This is a genomic window from Mesorhizobium sp. P3_A2 (genome assembly GCF_056403115.1).
In genome coordinates, this window is the sequence record NZ_JBFUGC010000012.1 from 127,944 (window position 1) to 144,692 (window position 16,749).

The 16,749-nt window shown below is 64.6% G+C and carries 16 protein-coding genes; 3 read left to right on the forward strand and 13 right to left on the reverse strand.

The window, feature by feature from the left end:
- Window positions 1-29 precede the first annotated feature (29 nt).
- A complete protein-coding gene (fba, locus tag AC1DXM_RS25250) occupies window positions 30-1,094 on the forward strand; it encodes a class II fructose-bisphosphate aldolase (protein WP_013532928.1) in 1,065 nt (354 codons plus the stop codon).
- Window positions 1,095-1,283: 189 nt separating this feature from the next.
- On the opposite strand, the gene AC1DXM_RS25255 is transcribed toward fba, so the two are convergent.
- The 11 genes from AC1DXM_RS25255 to AC1DXM_RS25305 form a co-directional block, all read right to left on the reverse strand.
- Entirely contained in the window at window positions 1,284-2,561 is a 1,278-nt protein-coding gene (locus AC1DXM_RS25255; RefSeq protein WP_477237270.1) for an amylo-alpha-1,6-glucosidase, read from the reverse strand.
- Window positions 2,562-2,577: 16 nt separating this feature from the next.
- Window positions 2,578-3,618: an ABC transporter ATP-binding protein gene (locus AC1DXM_RS25260; protein WP_477237272.1), complete on the reverse strand. Its 1,041-nt coding sequence runs from the start codon at window positions 3,616-3,618 to the stop codon at window positions 2,578-2,580.
- Between the two features lie 21 nt (window positions 3,619-3,639).
- Window positions 3,640-4,485: a carbohydrate ABC transporter permease gene (locus AC1DXM_RS25265; RefSeq protein WP_477237274.1), complete on the reverse strand. Its 846-nt coding sequence runs from the start codon at window positions 4,483-4,485 to the stop codon at window positions 3,640-3,642.
- The gene (locus AC1DXM_RS25270) at window positions 4,482-5,327 is read right to left on the reverse strand and encodes a carbohydrate ABC transporter permease (RefSeq protein ID WP_477237276.1); all 846 of its coding nucleotides are present in this window, start codon (window positions 5,325-5,327) and stop codon (window positions 4,482-4,484) included. The genes AC1DXM_RS25265 and AC1DXM_RS25270 overlap by 4 nt, the downstream gene beginning before the upstream one ends.
- Window positions 5,328-5,425: 98 nt before the next feature.
- Window positions 5,426-6,697 (reverse strand): ABC transporter substrate-binding protein, encoded by a 1,272-nt coding sequence (locus AC1DXM_RS25275; RefSeq protein WP_477237278.1) that lies wholly within the window; start codon window positions 6,695-6,697, stop codon window positions 5,426-5,428.
- Between the two features lie 38 nt (window positions 6,698-6,735).
- Window positions 6,736-7,779, reverse strand: coding sequence for a substrate-binding domain-containing protein (locus AC1DXM_RS25280; RefSeq protein ID WP_477237280.1), 1,044 nt, complete (start codon window positions 7,777-7,779; stop codon window positions 6,736-6,738).
- 393 nt (window positions 7,780-8,172) lie between these two features.
- A complete protein-coding gene (locus AC1DXM_RS25285) occupies window positions 8,173-9,192 on the reverse strand; it encodes an isopenicillin N synthase family dioxygenase (protein WP_477237282.1) in 1,020 nt (339 codons plus the stop codon).
- Window positions 9,193-9,330: 138 nt separating this feature from the next.
- Window positions 9,331-9,987 carry a methionine ABC transporter permease gene (locus AC1DXM_RS25290; protein WP_477237284.1) on the reverse strand — a complete coding sequence of 219 codons (657 nt, stop codon included), beginning with the start codon at window positions 9,985-9,987 and terminating at the stop codon, window positions 9,331-9,333.
- Entirely contained in the window at window positions 9,968-11,059 is a 1,092-nt protein-coding gene (locus tag AC1DXM_RS25295) for a methionine ABC transporter ATP-binding protein (RefSeq protein ID WP_477237286.1), read from the reverse strand. The genes AC1DXM_RS25290 and AC1DXM_RS25295 overlap by 20 nt, the downstream gene beginning before the upstream one ends.
- Window positions 11,060-11,142: 83 nt before the next feature.
- Complete coding sequence (locus AC1DXM_RS25300; protein WP_477237288.1) at window positions 11,143-11,997, reverse strand: MetQ/NlpA family lipoprotein; 855 nt, start codon at window positions 11,995-11,997, stop codon at window positions 11,143-11,145.
- 172 nt (window positions 11,998-12,169) lie between these two features.
- Window positions 12,170-12,853, reverse strand: a complete 684-nt coding sequence (locus tag AC1DXM_RS25305; protein WP_477237290.1) for an SDR family NAD(P)-dependent oxidoreductase — start codon at window positions 12,851-12,853, stop codon at window positions 12,170-12,172.
- A gap of 451 nt (window positions 12,854-13,304) precedes the next feature.
- Here AC1DXM_RS25305 and AC1DXM_RS25310 point away from each other — a divergent pair, with 451 nt between their 5' ends.
- Window positions 13,305-14,420, forward strand: coding sequence for an anhydro-N-acetylmuramic acid kinase (locus tag AC1DXM_RS25310; RefSeq protein WP_477237292.1), 1,116 nt, complete (start codon window positions 13,305-13,307; stop codon window positions 14,418-14,420).
- On the opposite strand, the gene AC1DXM_RS25315 is transcribed toward AC1DXM_RS25310, so the two are convergent.
- Window positions 14,417-14,836 carry a GNAT family N-acetyltransferase gene (locus tag AC1DXM_RS25315; protein ID WP_477237294.1) on the reverse strand — a complete coding sequence of 140 codons (420 nt, stop codon included), beginning with the start codon at window positions 14,834-14,836 and terminating at the stop codon, window positions 14,417-14,419. The two genes, AC1DXM_RS25310 and AC1DXM_RS25315, sit on opposite strands and share 4 nt — an antisense overlap.
- Before the next feature lie 73 nt (window positions 14,837-14,909).
- Complete coding sequence (locus AC1DXM_RS25320; RefSeq protein WP_477237296.1) at window positions 14,910-16,088, reverse strand: MFS transporter; 1,179 nt, start codon at window positions 16,086-16,088, stop codon at window positions 14,910-14,912.
- 48 nt (window positions 16,089-16,136) lie between these two features.
- On the opposite strand from AC1DXM_RS25320, the gene AC1DXM_RS25325 reads away from it, so the two are divergent.
- Window positions 16,137-16,676: an Lrp/AsnC family transcriptional regulator gene (locus AC1DXM_RS25325; RefSeq protein WP_477237297.1), complete on the forward strand. Its 540-nt coding sequence runs from the start codon at window positions 16,137-16,139 to the stop codon at window positions 16,674-16,676.
- The last annotated feature ends 73 nt before the right edge of the window (window positions 16,677-16,749 follow it).

Here is a 16,749-nt window from a genome sequence, read left to right on the forward strand (position 1 = left end):
GCTTGAAACCAGATACGGGAGACTATTGGGTGGCTCGCATAACACTGAGACAATTGCTCGATCACGCCGCCGAATATGGCTACGGCGTACCTGCCTTCAACATGAACAATATGGAACAGGGTCTCGCCATCATGGAGGCGGCCGAGGAGACAAAGTCGCCCGTCATCCTGCAGGCAAGCCGCGGCGCCCGCGCCTATGCCAATGACGTGGTGCTGGCCAAGCTGATCGACGCGCTGGTCGAAATCCATCCCGACATTCCGGTCTGCATGCATCTCGACCACGGCAACAACGAAGCCACCTGCGTCACCGCCATTCAGTACGGCTTCACCTCGGTGATGATGGACGGTTCGCTGAAAGAGGACGGCAAGACGCCGGCCGACTACGCCTACAACTCCGGCATCACCAAGCGCGTCGTCGACATGGCGCATTGGGGCGGTGTCTCGGTCGAAGGCGAGATCGGCGTGCTCGGCTCGCTGGAAAGCGGCGGCGGCGAACAGGAGGACGGCCACGGCGTCGAAGGCGCGATCAGCCACGACCAGTTGCTGACCGATCCGGAACAGGCGGTGGAGTTCGTCAAGGACACCCATGTCGATGCGTTGGCGGTGGCCATGGGCACCAGCCACGGCGCCTACAAATTTTCGCGCAAGCCGGACGGCGCGGTGCTGGCGATGAACGTGATCGAGGAGATCCATCGCCGCCTGCCAAACATGCATCTGGTCATGCACGGCTCGTCCTCGGTGCCGGAGGATTTGCAGGAGATCATCAACAAATATGGCGGCCAGATGAAGCCGACTTGGGGCGTGCCGGTGGAAGAGATCCAGCGCGGCATCAAGCATGGTGTGCGCAAGATCAACATCGACACCGACAACCGCATGGCGCTGACCGGCGCCATCCGCAAGGTGCTGACCGAAAATCCAAGCGAGTTTGATCCGCGCAAATATCTGACACCGGCCATGGCCGCCATGCGCAAGCTCTGCAAGGAGCGCTTCGAGCAGTTCGGTACTGCCGGCAATGCGCAGAAGATCAAGCCGCTGCCGGTTGCTGAGATGGCCAAGCGGTATAAGTCGGGCAGCCTTGATCCGAAGTTTGGGTGATTGGCTAATCTCCCCCCTCGTGGGGGAGATGCCCGGCAGGGCAGAGGGGGGCGCGAAGGAACGCCAACCGTGCTCGCCCAGCACCACGCGGGAACAGCCCGAGGTTACATTTGCTCCATTGAGAAGCCGGCGGGACAGCGCCCCCCTCTGTCCTGCCGGACATCTCCCCCACAAGGGGGGAGATCAAGCTCACGCCCCTCTCAAAAACTCGATCACCATTGCCGCCGTCCAGGTGAAGCGGCCGCCACCTAATGGTTCGCCGGTGAGCGGGTCGTAATATTCGGCAAAGCCGCTCTCCCGTATCAGCTCGAGGCTGGACTGGGTGATGCTCCGGGCGACGTCGTCATGGCCGGCGGCAGCGAGGCCGTCGGCGATCATGTAATTGACGACCAGCCAGACCGGGCCGCGCCAGTAGCGCTTGGCGTCGAGGCGCGGATCGTCGGGATCGTGCGAGGGCACGACATAGCGCGCTCTGCCGGCAAGGCGCTCAACGCGCGCCGCGAGCGCAGCCACGCGACGTTCCGGAATGCCTGCGAAGGCCGGCAGGATACCGCCGACGGAGGCGCTGTCGATCAGCGTGCCGGTGGTGCGGTCGAGACAGAGATACTGGCCGTGCGCCTCGCTCCACAGCCGCTCCATCGCCGCCAGACCCTTTTGGGCACAAGCGCGGTTGGCTTCGGCGATCTCGGTTTCGCCCAGCGCCTCGGCGAGATCGGCAAGGTCGGCGCAGGCGCGGATCAGGATGGCGTTAAAGCCGGGATCGACGACCTGAAATGGCGAGGCGTCGTGCAGCCTGGCATTGTCCCAGCCGAGTGCACGAAAATGCTGCAGCAGCCAGAGATAGCGGTCGTATTGCGCCTTGGTCGGCCGATGCGCCGGATCGGCATGCAGAATGTCGCGGCGGGTGTAGGGCTCGACGCCTTCGGTCGGCACGCGCTCGAAGGCGTCGTCCCAGTCGATGGAATTGTCGCGGCCGGATTCCCAGGGATGGATGATGGCGACCAGCCCCTCGCCTTTGGGGTCGCGGTTCTCATAGAACCAGCGATGCCAGGCGTCGATCTTCGGCAGCAGCGCATGCGCCCGCTCGGCCGCCAGTTTCCTGTCCCTGGCGCGGTCGAACAGGCGGCGCACGGCAAAGCCGGCGACCGCCGGCTGGGTGATGCCGGATGTGGCGGTCGGGCGATTGGTTCGCCAGACATCGGGTCCGGGAAAATAGCCGTCGCTCCAGACATGGAAGACAATGTGCGGCACCATGCCGTCCGGCCATTGATGCGCGAACAAAGTGTCGATCTCGGTCCAGGCGCGCGCCTCGTCGTAATGGGCGAGGCCAAGTGCTGTCAGGCAGGAATCCCAGTTCCACTGGAAGGGGTAAAGGCCTTTGGTCGGTATGGTGTAGGCGCCTTGGTCGTTTTCCCTCAGCACCTCGACGGCGCGGGCGATGGTTTCGTCGACGGCTGGAGAAGTCATGGAAGGCATTCGTTCCTTAAAGGGCGTTGGTGGTTTCGGGATCGAACCAGCGGATGCGGTCGGCTTTGGGCGCCAGCCGCAGCTGCTCGCCAACCTTGACGCCGACATTCGATTCCAGGATGGCGCGGAACAGGCCGCCCTCGACATCGCAGGTGACCAGCGTGTGCGGCCCGAGCGGCTCGATGACCCGCACGGTGGCGTGCAACCCTTCGCTGCCGGCGTCGACATCCTCGGGGCGAATGGCGAATTCTATTGTCGGCCGGTCCGATTTCGGGCCAGGCAGCGTCAGCCCGGCGACGCTCCAGCTGCCGTTGCCGGCCTTGGTCGCCGGGATGAAATTCATCGGCGGGTTGCCGATGAAGGAGCCGACGAAACGGGCGGCCGGGTTGCGGTAAACCTCGACCGGCGACGCAGCCTGGACGATGCGGCCCTGATGCATCACGGCGATGCGGTCGGCGAGGCTCATCGCCTCGACCTGGTCGTGGGTGACATAGATGGTGGTGGTCTTCGACGCCGCCAGCACGCCCTTGAGCTCGGCGCGCATTTCGAGCCTGAGCAGCGCGTCGAGATTGGACAGCGGCTCGTCCATCAGGATGACATCGGGCTCCATTGCAAGCGCGCGGGCAACCGCGACGCGCTGGCGCTGGCCGCCGGACAGCTGGCCGGAATAGCGCTTCAATAGCTGCTCTATATGCATGAGCTCGGCGGTGCGGTTGACGCGGCGCTCGACGTCGGCCTGCGGCAGCTTCTTCATGCGCAGGCCGAAGGCGATGTTCTCGAACACGGTCAGATGCGGAAAGACGGCGTAGTTCTGGAACACCATGGCGATGCCGCGCTCGCGCGGCGGCAGATGGTCGACGCGGCGGCCACCGATCCAGACCTCGCCCTGGCTCGGTGTCTCCAGCCCGGCCACGATCCTGAGCAGCGTGGTCTTGCCGCAGCCGGAGGCACCGAGCAGCACCATGAATTCCTGGTCAGCGATGGCGAGATCGACCTGATGCAGCGCGGTAAAGCCGCCGAAGCGCTTGGCGACGCCCTTGATCGCGATTTCAGCCATGAGCCCTCTCCGTGTCGCGTGTCATCGGTTGGCAATCCCCCACATGGCGAACAGATATTTGCGGACGGCGAAGATGAAGATCAGAGCCGGCACGACCAGAGCCGCGCCGCCGGCGAATTTGAGATAAAGCGGCGACTCGCCGAGGCTTTGCAGAAGAAAGGCGGTCAGCGTGCGGTTCTCGATGGTGAGCACGGCTGCAGCAAACACCTCGTTCCAGGAGATGGTGAAGGCGAACACCGCCGACGCCGCGATACCAGGCAGCGCCAGCGGCAGGATTACCTTGCGAAACGCCTGCAGCCTGGTGCAGCCAAGCGTCCAGGCGGCCTCCTCCAGTTCGACCGGAATGCCTGAGAACAGTGAGAAGGTGATCAGCACCGCGAAGGGCAGCGCCAGCGTGGTGTGGACCAGCGCCAGGCCGATCGCGGTGTCGTCGAGGCCGGTGCGGATGAACATCACCGCCAGCGGCAGCGCCAAGAGCGGAAGCGGGAAAGCCCGCGTCATCAGCACCAGGAAACGGAACGTGGCCTTGCCAGGGAAATCGAAGCGCGACAGCGCGTAGCCGGCCGGAGCGCCGAAGCCGATCGACAGGATCATCGTCAGCGTGGCGACCAGAACCGAGTTCCACAGCGCCCTGGCGACGCCGGCGAAATTGATGAAGAACGACAGGCTGCCGGTATCGAAGGACGGGAAGAAGCGCTTGGGAAAGGCGGTCACTTGTTCGGGCGACGACAGCGCGTTGACGATCAGGAGATAGATCGGCAGCAGCACCCAGACGCCAAGCAGGATGACGGTGGCGACGAGCAGCCAGTCGCCGGCCTTACGGGCATCGACGCTTGCGGCGGCTGGGGTTTGCGTGACCGCACTCATATGCGCGCCTCCTTGGGCACACGCAGCACCCTGAGGAAGAACAGCGTGAAGCCGATCGAGATGGCGAGGATGAGCAGCGCCGAGGCGGCGGCGACATTGCGGTCCTGCAGCGTGAATTGCCAATTGTAGGTCTCGCCCATCAGCACTGGCAGATTGGTGCCGCCAAGGGCGGCGACCACGGCGAAGACCTCGAAGGCGAGGATGACGCGCAGGATGATCGCCGTCTGCAGGCTGGGGCGCAGCAGCGGCAGCGTGATGCGCACGAACCGCTTCCACGGCCCGGCGCCGAATACTTCCGCGGCTTCGTAATATTCCTTGGGGATCAGTCCCATGCCGGCGACGAGGATGACCATCATGATGGCGGTGGCGCGCCAGATCTCGGCCAGCGCCACGGCAATGAAGATGGTGAGCTTGCTCTGGTAGCCAAGGAACATGATCGGCCTGTCGACGACGCCAAGGCTGGAGAGCAGCGTGTTGAGGAAGCCCGACTGGTCGAAGATGGCGAGCCAGATCAGGCCGGCGGCGAGATCGGAAATGCCGAGCGGAATGGCAAAGATGTAGAGTGCTATACTGCGCCCGGTCTCCAGCCGCGACACCACCGAGGCCATCAGCAGCGCCATGGCGAGCTGGATAGGCACGACGATGGCCGCCAGCAGCAGCGTATTGCGCACCGTGACCGGAAACTTCCAGCTGCCGGCCATGGTGCGGAAATTGTCGAGGGTGAAGACGCCGTCACGGGTCACTGCCTCGAAGGCGACCAGCACGAACGGGTAGAGGAAGAAGACGCACAGGAACAAGGTCGCCGGCATCAGCAGCAGATAGGGCAGAGCCTTGCCATGCATGGTGGTGTCCTTCGACGATGCTGCGGTCAAGGGGTGCGGTTTGGGCGCCCGGAGTGCAACAAACTCCGGGCGCCCCCTCGGGAGGATCTGGTTGGTTGCTACTCCACCGGGCAAGCGCCCGTGGATGGCTTGTCCGGCGTCCAGCATGGCGCCTTTGCCTGGTCGATGAGGGCCTTGAGTGCTGCCGCCTGCTCTTCGAGCACGCCGTGCACGTCCTCGCCGCCGAGCACGATGCGCTCGAAGGAGTCGGTGTAGACCTGGTTGAACTTGCCGCCGAGGTCGCCAAGCCCCATCGGCAGCAGCGCCGGCAGCGCATCGGGCGCGCCGGTCATGGTGGCGATCGCCGGGCCGAAGGCCTTGACCGAGGCCGGCATGTCGTCGGGCAGCTTGACGTCGACGACCGGGAAGAAGTTGGTCGCCTTCAGCGTGGCGATCTGCGTCTCGGGCTTGATCATATAGGCGACCAGGGCCTTGGCCTTGTCGACATCCGGCGATGTCTTGGGGATGGCGACACCGGCAACCACCGGCATGAAGCCGCGGCCGGCCGGGCCTGCAGGTGCGGGAAAGGCGACGAACTCGTCGGGCTTCTGGTTGAAAGCATCGGCAAGCCGCGCGACATGGTCGAACGCCACCCAGACTTCACCCGACAGCAGCGGCTCCTGCATGAAGGCGTAGCTGGTCGAATTCGGGTTGGTGTACTGCCACAACTCCTTGAACTTGTTCCAGGCGGTCTCGGCCTCGGGCGAGCGGAACTTGGTCACCATCGAGCCGGTGTAGGACGGATAGAGAAAGCCCTCGAAGAAGCGGTGCTTCAACCCCTTCGGGCCAGCCGGAAAACCGAATTTCGGCGAGCCTGTTTTTTCGGCGATGTTCTTCGACCATTCGATCAGCTGGTCGTAGGTGATGGTGTTGAGGTCGGTGCCGGCCGGCAGATATTGCAGCGCCTGCTTGTTGGCGGCCATCAGATAGGTGGCCTGCATCCACGGCATGTATTTCTGCTCGCCGGTGCCGAGCATGCCGAGCTTCTTGTAGGCCTCGTTGACCTTGACGCCGCCGACATCGACCGCCGAGAGATCGATGAGGTTGGCACCGACGGTGGAGAAGTCGCCATGCAGGCCGCCAAGCAGGCCGATCGTGCCGGTGCCGGCCTGCAGTTCGGCCTGCAGGCGGGTGAGCCAGGGACCGTCCTCGGCGACCTGATAGTCGACGGCGCCGTCAAAGCCTTTCAGCACCGCATCGCGCATCTTCTGGGTTTCCTCGACCGGGCGCGCCTGCGTCGACCAGAACAGCACCTGCTGCGCCTGCGCGCCGCCAACGGCAAACGACAGTGCCAGCGCGGCGCCCGCCAGTGTCCTCAATATCTTCATCATCGTCTTCCTCCCTGGATGTGTGCGCCGTCGTTGCGGCGTCAGCTTCTTGTCTGCGGTGCAGGTCCGTGGCTCGCTCGCGGCACCAGCGTCGGCCGGATCAACCGCGTCAGCGGCGCGGCAGGCCGCTCGGCTATGACCGTGAGCAGCATGTCGGCGATCTCGCGCGCGCATTGGCGGATCGAGGCGTCGAAGGTGGTGAGGCCGGGCGGCGCATAGGCCGAGGCAACGACATTGTCGAAGCCGATGACCGAGAGATCGCGCGGCACGCTGAGGCCGGCGCGGGCCGCCTCCTCCATCACCGTCAGTGCCAGTTCGTCGAACAGAGCGATGATAGCGGTCGGCCGCTCCGGGCCTTGCAGCATGCGGCTGATCGCCTGGATGCGGGCGCCGCGATCGAAGCGCGGCGCTGTCGCCACGTCGAGGCGCACCGACGGGTCGCCGCGGCGGCCGATGGCGGCGGCAAGGCCATCTTGCCGCAGATGCCGGAAGGTCATCGGCTCGGAAATCGTCACTAGGCCGAAATGACGATGGCCGAGATCGTAGAGCATGTCGAAGGCCTCGCCGAAGGCGTGCGCGCCATCTGTGTCGAGCCAGTTGTAGGCAAAGTCGCCATCAAGCAGCCGGCCGTGGGCGACGAAGGGAAAGCCGCGCTCGCGCAGATAGGCGAGGCGTTCGTCGACCTCGGCGATGCGGGTGACGACGACGCCGTCGGCGCGTCCGGATTCGACGACATGGCGCAGCACCGACAGTTCGGACTGGCCAAGGGCTGCGGTGGCGAGGATGAGGTCGGCGCCATGCGACACCAGCCCTTCGCCAAGCCCGGTGACGAACTCGCCGAGGAAGGAATCGACCAGATTCGGGCCTCTGACCGGCAGCACCAGGCCTACGAAGCCGCTGCGGCCGGAGACAAGCGTGCGCGCCGCGGTGTTGGGGACGTAGCCAGCCTGTCGCGCTGCTTGCGCGACACGCTCGCGAGTCTTCAGCGCGATCTGCTCATGCCCGGCAAGAGCTCGCGACACCGTCGTGATCGACAGGTCGAGGCTCGCCGCTAGCTCCTTCAGCGTGGTGACGCGGGGTGGCAAACGTTCCTCCCGAACGAACTGTTTGAAACGTTTGTAATTAGCTTTGGGCAAAATGCAAACGTTTTAAATTTCTGATGAAGGGATTACCGAGTCGTTCTCGAACCGATGATGCGCGTCGAGTCGGGGTGCTGGATGGCTGGACAAGGAAAAATGGCCGGGCTCGAAAACGGCCCGGCCAAAAGAAGGTCAAAACCTTCAGAGGGGAACACCGTTCGGTGGAATGGGAGGAAACCGCCGAACGATTTTTCCTATATGGGCTTATTTGCGGCCGGTTGCGACGAATGGCTTTCTAAAAGCCGACAACAACGGGAATTTTCATCCTAGGGCGTTTCACCATTTCACGGAAACGGCGAACCGCTCACACTTTTCCTGGAATTGCTCTGGTTGCGGTCATCAGGCCGGCGAGGCGCCGGTCTCCAGGAGATCGGCATAGTGCCGGCGCGCCACGTCGGGATGCGAGCGCAGGCGGCTTTTCAGCACATTGGTGCCGACATCGCGAAACAGCGGATTGTCGGGATCGCTAGCCGGCCCGCGTGCCTCGGCCGCCAGGTCCTCGGACAGGTCGAGCAGCGGGATGGTAGCGTCGAGCCGGGCGCTGAAGAAGAAGGGAACCGAGATCCGCTCGACGCCGGCCGGCGGCGTCACCACGCGATGCACGGTCGCGCGGAGATAGCCGTTGGAGGCCAGTTCGAGCAGTTCGCCGATGTTGACCACCAGCGTATGGGGGAGCGGATCGACGTTGACCCAGCTGCCGTCATATTCGACCTGCAGCCCCTTGTTCTCGTCCTGCAGCAAAAGCGTCAGGAAACCGCCATCCTTGTGCGCGCCGACGCCCTGGTCGTCGCCGGTGGCATCGCGGCCGGGGTAGCGCACGATCTTCATGCGGTGGTTGGGCTCGGCCCGATAGATTGGATCGAAGGCGTCCTCGGCCTGGTCAAGCGACAAAGCGAAAGCCCTGAGCAGCCGGATCGCCACGGCGGTGGCCCTGGCCTGCCACGCCAGCAGCGCCGGCTTCAGCTCGGGCAATGCCGCCGGCCACTGGTTCGGCCCTTGCAACCGCGTCCAGGCGGGCACGCCGGGGCCTTGCGGGATGGCCGGGCGTTCGACGCCGATGTCGAGCTGTTCGCGCCAGTCGGCCTTGCCTTTGGTGAGCTCTCCGCCGGCGCGGGTATAGCCGCGGAACTGCGAGGACTTGACCATTTCGATCGCCAGCTTGTCGGCTTCCGGCAGAGCGAAGAACCGGCGCGCGGCGTCGAGCACCTCGGCGGTATCAGCAGCCGATATGCCGTGGCCGGTCAAGTAGAAGAAGCCGACGTCGCGCGCGGCCGTGCGCAGGTCGAACAGAAACGTTCGGTGCTCCGAGGCGCCCTGTTCGAGGCGGCTGAGATCGAGCACGGGTACGATCCTGGGCATGGTCAAGCTCCTTGTTTCCGCTTTCACGGTGGCACGCAGGCTGGTCCAATCAAAGCAATGCGCAATCCAATCTCGAGGCGAATGAAGAAAGCCGGCGCTGCCTTTTGCAGCCGACGGGCAAAGAATGTTCGCGGCCGCTCATCCGCGTCGATCCAGCTTTGCGACCAGCCGGTCACCGACCCACTGGATGCCGCAGACGAGGATGATCAGCACGATGACCACGGCGACCATGACGCTGGTCTCGAAACGCTGGTAGCCGTAGCGGATGGCGAGATCGCCAAGGCCGCCGGCGCCGATGGCGCCGGCCATGGCCGAGGCGCCGATCAGCGTCACCAGCGTCACCGTGAAACCGGCGACGATACCGGGCAGCGCCTCCGGCACCAGCACCTCGCGGATAATCGTCCAGCGATTGCCGCCCATGGCGCGCGCCGCCTCGATCAGGCCGCGATCGACCTCGCGCAGCGACACTTCGGCGATGCGGGCATAGTAGGGCGTCGCGGCGATCGACAGCGGCACGATGGCCGCCCAGGTGCCGATCGAGGTGCCGACGATCAGCCGCGTCACCGGGATCAGCGCCACCAGAAGGATGATGAAGGGCACCGAGCGGAAGCCGTTGATGACGGCGCCGAGCGCGCGGTTCACCCATATGTTTTCAGCGATGCCGCCGCGCTCGGTGGCAATCAATGCCAGGCCGAGCGGCAGGCCGAAGACCAGCGAGATGAGACCGGACGCCGCGGTCATCAGGACCGTCTCCCAGATCGAACGCAGCAGAAGCTCAAACAGAACCGGCGACATGGCCAAGCACCTCCACCCGCGCGTCGCGGGCCTTCAGGAATGCGATTACGTCAGCGAGATGGCGTGCATCGTTGCCCGCCACCGCCAGGAACAGCGTGCCGATTGGCTGCTGCTGGACATGGTCGATGCCGCCATGAACGAGACGGAACGGACCCGGCACAGCCACCGCAAGATCGGACAGCAGCGGACCGCGCGCGGCTTCGCCAGCGACATCGATCCGGAGGATAAGCTCGGCACCCTCGCCCGGCACAAGCCGGCCGGCAATCTCGGCCGGCAGCTGCGGGCGGATGCCGCCAAGCAGGCTCCTGGTGATTTCGGAATGCGGCTCGGCGAAGACCGACCACACCGGACCCTGTTCGACAATGCGCCCGGCATCGATCACCGCGACGCGGTCGGCAATCGACCGGATCACTTCCATCTCGTGGGTGATGAGCAGGATGGTCAGGCCGAGCTGCCGGTTGATGTCTTTCAGCAACGCCAGGATGGAGCGCGTTGTCTCCGGATCTAGCGCAGATGTCGCTTCATCGGATAGCAAGAGCGCCGGTCGCGCGGCCAACGCCCTGGCAATGCCGACACGCTGCTTCTGGCCACCCGACAGCGAGGACGGGTAGGCTTTCGCTTTCTCCGACAGGCCGACGAGGTCGAGCAGTTCGGCCGCGCGCGCTAGGCGCTCTGCTTTGGGGCGGCCTTCGATCTTCAGCGGCAGCGCGACATTGTCCTCGACGGTCTTGGCCGACAGCAGATTGAAATGCTGGAAGATCATGCCGATGCGCCGCCGCAGCGGCTGCAACTCACGCTCGCCAAGCCGGCCGATCTCACGGCCCTCGATGAAGACGTCGCCGGAATCCGGCCGTTCCAGCCCGTTGAGGCAGCGGATCAGCGTCGACTTGCCGGCGCCGCTGCGGCCGATAATGCCGAGAATCTCGCCCTTGCGCACCGTCAGCGAAACGCCGTCGAGCGCCGGCGTCGCGCCAAAGCGCCGCTTGAGATCGACAAGGCGAACGACATCCTCCTGCCCGACGGCAGATACGTGGACCGGATCGGCCGTTGCGGCCGCGACGTGCTGGTTCATCTCACTGTCCGTTTCAACGGTGCGCAAATGCAACGGCGGTCCGCTCAAAAGCGGACCGCCTGCTCCTGAAAGCCATGCGCCGATCAATAGGCGCTGATCCCGGTGCCCTTGTAGACCTTGTCGAACTCGGCCTTGACCGCCTCGTTCTGGTAGGACGCGACCAGCGTCTTCACCCAGGCCTCGTTTTCATTGCCGGATTTGACGGCGATGAAGTTGCGGTAGGGATTGTCGGCCACCGGCTCCTGGGCAATGCGGTTGTCCGGACCGAGGCCGCTCTTCAGCGCCCAGTCGGTGTTGACGACGGCCGCGTCGAGATCCTCGAGCGAGCGCCCGACAATGCCGGCGTCGAGCTCCTTGATGACGACCTTCTTCGGGTTCTCGGCAATGTCGGCGGTGGTGGCCAGAATGCCGGTGCCGTCCTTCAGCTTGATCACGCCTTCGTTCTGCAGAACGCGCAGCGCGCGGCCTTCATTGGACGGGTCGTTGGGCAGGCCGATGACGGCGCCTTCCGGCAGGTCGGCGACCTTGGTGTATTTCTTGGAATAGAGGCCAATCGGCCAGACGCCGGTGTAGCCGACGCGCACGATGTGATAGCCTTGAGTCTTGATCTGGTTGTCAAGATAGGGCTGGTGCTGGAAGGCGTTGGCGTCGATCTCGCCGCGCTCGAGCGCCTCATTGGGCTGGGTGTAGTCATTGAACACCACGGTCTCGACTGTCAGACCCTTTTCGGCGGCCTGGGCGACGACGACGCGCCAGACATCCTCATCTTCGCCGCTGATGATGCCGACCTTGATCGCCTTCTTGTCCTCGGCAAAGGACGGCGTCGGCTGGGCGAGGCCGACAAGTGTGACGGCCGAGGCAAAAAGTGCCGCAAGGGCAGCTCGCCGGCTGATGGCTGATAAAAGAAGAGAATTGGAAGCGTTTCCGCGTTCGGACATTGTCGATCCCTCGTAATCCTGAAGTCATATCGGTTTGGTGGAATACCAAGCCTTGATGACATCATCGGCAATGCTGTGTGCCGGATCAAAGAACCGCATTTCTTCTCAAACACGAAGCCGGGAATATTCTCTCAAAGATTTCACGTTCGCGAGAACGGCCACGCCCAATCGATCAGAATGTCTCGACCCAGGGCCGCAGTTCGACCTCGAAGCTCCAGGCGCTGCGATGCTGGCGGTGGGTCGCGAGATAGGTCTCGGCGATCGCATCGGGCGACAGGTGGCTATCCGGCCGCTCGGCCGTCCGCCCCGCTGCCGCGATCTGGCCGTCGATGATGAAATGCGCGACATGGATGTTTTTCGGACCGAGTTCGCGCGCCATGGACTGGGCCAGGCCGCGCAGGCCGAATTTCGGCATGGCAAAGCCGGCCGAGTTGGGAAACCCTTTGATGCTGGCGGATGCGCCGGTGAACAGGATCGAGCCGGAGCCGCGCACCAGCAGCCGCCGCGCCGCCTGCTGGCCGACCAGGAAGCCGCCATAGGCGCCAACCAGCAGCGCCTGCTTGACCGCATCGGCATCGACCTCGGCGATCGGACCGCGCGTGCGGCCGCTGGCATTGAAGACAGCAAGCGCCAGCGGGCCCTGCTTGTCGGCGGCCTCGAACAGGCTGGCAACGGAGGCCGCATCGGCGACGTCGGTCTCGACCGCCAGCGCGCCGGTCTCCTCGACCAGCGCCGCGAGTTTGGCCGTATTGCGGGCGGCGAGCACCACTCGATAGCCTTCCCGGGTCAGAAGGCGGGCCAGCGAGGCGCTCAGACCCGCGCCCGCGCCGGCGATCACTGCGACTTCGGATGGCATGTGGTTTCTCCCTGATGATTGATGTGTTCGTCCCATAGCTGGCGTCTTGAGCGGCGAGAGACAAGAACGGCGTTGCTCGATTTTCGCTGTTCAAAGCAAAAGCATTCGTCAGCTCCATAGGGATCTCAAGCAATCGCCCCGGATAGCCGGTCGATGTCAGCGCCGCCCCTCATTGCCCTGCCGGGCATTTCTCCCCGTATAGTGACGGGGAGCTGGCCGCAACGCCGGCGCCCTTCTTGCAGCGCCGGTGATTGGCGAAAGTCGCGACGAAAGCGCCCCTCTCCCCGTCACTATACGGGGAGAGGATGCCGGCAGGCAGGTGAGGGGCAGCGCAAACGTCGCGGGAATTCAAAATCGTGAAACGCTTGCCTTGATCACTAACGGCAAAAGACTTGCCTGCCCGACCGATCCATCCGACACCTTGATAGAACAGCGATTCGAGAAAGCGACCATGGAACCAATCTGGGCCGTCGGCCTGATGACCGGCACCGTGCTTGACGGGAATATCGACGTCGCGCTGATCAAGACAGATGGCGAGCGGATCGCCGATTTCGGCACTTATACGCTTGCCCCCTACCCGCAATCCATTCGCACCTTGCTGGAAGAGACGCTGCGCCAGGCCAGGGCGTGGAATTTCGACGGGCCGGAGCCGGCGATCTTCGGCGAGGCCGAAGAGGCGCTGACGCGGGCGCAGTCGGCGGCAGTGAAAGATCTCGTCGAGAGCTATGGCCTGACCATGGCCGATATCGGCGTGGTCGGTTTCCACGGCCAGACCGTGCTGCATCGCGCCCCACAGCCGGGACGGCGCGGCGACACGCGCCAGCTCGGCGACGGCGAGCTGATGCATTCCATTTTGGGCGCCAAGGTCGCCTATGATTTCCGCTCGGACGATGTGCGCGCCGGCGGCCAGGGTGCGCCGCTGGCGGCCGCCTATCACGCCGCGTTGCTCAGGGAAGCGGACCCCAGCGGCGACACGGCGGTGCTCAATCTCGGCGGCGTCGGCAACATCACCTGGTGGGACGGCAAGGACAACGTCGTCGCCTTCGATACCGGCCCGGCCAATGCGCCGCTCAACGATTTCATCAAGGCGAAAGGCCTCGGCGAGATGGACCGCAATGGCGCATTAGGTGCGGCCGGCACCGTCGATGAAGCGCGGCTCGCCAGATTGCTGCAGCATCCGTATCTGACCAAGCCCTACCCGAAATCGCTCGACCGCTTCGACTTCACTGCGGCGATGGCTGATGGGCTCGGCGTCGAGGACGGCGCGGCGACGCTGACGGCCTTCACCGTCTCGGCCGTCGGCAAGGCGCTCGACCTGTTGCCGCGCCGGCCGAAGCGGCTGGCAGTCAGCGGCGGCGGCCGCCACAACCCGACGATGATGGCGATGCTGGCGAACCGCGCCCGCGTCGAGGTGGTACAAGCTGAGACGCTGGGATGGAAAGGCGACGCGGTGGAGGCCGAGTGCTTTGCTTTCCTGGCGGTGCGCGTTTTGCGCGGCCTGCCGATCTCGTTCCCGAGCACCACCGGCGTACCGCGGCCGATGCAAGGCGGTAAACTCGCCGGTTAGAGTTTCTTCTGCAGAAAGATGCGGCTGCGGCCTGCGGGAAAATCTGGCAGCGTGCCGAAAGGACGGTAGCCCTGCCGCTCATAGACCTTGGCCGCAATGGGATTGAACGTGTCGATCCAGGCATTTCGGCAGCCACGCGCCAACGCTTCGCGCTCGGCGGCGTCCAGCATCTCGCCAGCCATATGCCGGCCGCGCAAGCGTTCATCGACCCAGAGCCATTGCACATAGAGCCAGCCCCAGGCGGTATAGCCCGAAATGCCGGCGACGACGGCGCGGTCGTCGTCGCGCACGAAGACGGCGAGCGCTTTGCGGCCGGAGGCGCCGACATCGCCGTCATTGAACGCCGTCAGCCGCTCGGCCAGAAAGGTGAGGTCCTGGGCCAAGGGTTCGGCGGTGGTCTCAAGTGTCGTCTTCATCTGGCTTGGCTCGCACGGTGAGCCGAACCTCTAGCGAAGGACAGGACAGGGACGCAAGCTTTGCCGCAGCCGCTTACGGCCTGATGGGCGAACGCCAAGTCCCCGCCGCGGCCGCAACCAGCATCAGCACAGCGGCGACGATGGCGCAGGCGGCGAAGCCGAATGTTGAATAAAGCGGCCCGAAGCTGGTGGTGCCGATAAAAACGGCGAGATAGGTCACCGAGCTGTTCAGGCCCATGATGGTGCCGCGGCGCGACGGATCGAGCGCGGTGAGACGCATCACCAGCACGTTCAGGCCGAAATGATTGGCAAGGCCCCATATGGCGATCATGGCCAGGATCAGCGCGAAATTGCTGCTTGCGAGCGCAATCGCGACATACACGGCGGCGACCAGCAGATAGGCGAAAGGCATGACGCGTCGCGCGCCGATGCGGTCGATGACGCCGTCGAGAAAGGCCGCCGAGCCGAAGCCGGCGCCGTAGGCGAGTGCGGCGAGCGCGTTGGCGCTGACGGGCTTGCCGAGATCCTGGTGCAGATGATCGCCGAGATAGCCGTAGACGCCGTAAAAGGCGGTCATGAAGGCGGTGCAGGCGATGAGCAGCGACACAATGCCGGGAACGGCAAGCGCCTCGAACGGGGTGGGCGCCGGGCCGCTCTTCCTGACGTCGCTGAGCGAGGTCATCGACAGAGCGGCGAGCGCAAGCCCTGAGAGCACCGCCACCGCGGCGAAGACGGCGCGCCAATGGACGAGATCGGCAAGCACGGCCGACAGCGACACGCCGGCCACCATGGAAACCGTCCAGCCGGTCAGCACGACGCCGATGGTGCCGCTTTCGCGGCCGGACGGCGCGATCGCCGCCGCACTGGAATAGATTCCCGGCATGGCGACGCCGGCGGCGATGCCGGCGACGGCCTGGGCCGCGACCAGCGCGATTACCGTCGGCGCCATCGCACTGGCGAGAAGTGCTGCCGCCAGCAACAGCAGCGCACCCTGCAGCATGCGACGGGCGCCGACGCCGTCGATATAGCGGGCGAGGAACAAAGCGCTTGCCGAGGTGCCGAGGCCGAAGGCGGCCGACGCGGCCATCACAGCCGGCACGCTGGTGCCGAAGGATGCCGCGACCGCCGGGGCGATCGGCCCCAGGACCAGCGAGTTGGAGCCGATAACGGCGATGCAGCCGGTCAGGAGATAGGCCAAGGCCGGGATCGGCGCTGTTGTTGGGAGCGTTGCGGCTTGATGTGTGTTCGTCATATCGGCATAGTGGCCGAATTAAATTCTGCGACAATAAGGAATTTCGTTATGGATGAAGAAACAGATGGTGTTCTGCAGAACAAGGCAGCCGCCCGCGAGCTCGACGCGATCGACCGAAAAATATTAGGCGTGTTGGTCGAGGATGCAACGATCAGTTACGCCGAACTTGGCGAACGCGTCTGCCTGTCGCCGCCGGCGGCGCATGAGCGGGTGAAGCGCCTGCGGCGCAGCGGCGCCATCCGTGGCACAGCCGTGATCATCGACCCCAAGGCGGTGAAGAAGCCGCTGCTTACCTTCGTGCATATCGACACCAAGGGTTGGGGCAAGACGCCGGAACTGATGGCCGTTTCTCAATATCCTGAGGTCGAGGAGATCCATTCGGTGGCCGGCGATACCTGCATGTTGCTCAAGGTCCGCACCGAGGACACCAGGGCGCTCGAAGGCTTGTTGGCGCGTCTCTACGAAACGCCCGGCGTCACCTCGACGCGAAGCTATGTCGTGCTGTCGACCTATCTCGAACGGCCGGTGCAGCCGGGCGTCACGACGGAATGGCCAACGCCCCGGCACATGGCAACGCCGCTCTATTGATCTGCGCCATCTTCGTCTTGCCGGAGCCACAACAATCCTTCACAAACGGCACCCTATACTGATTTCAGGCATG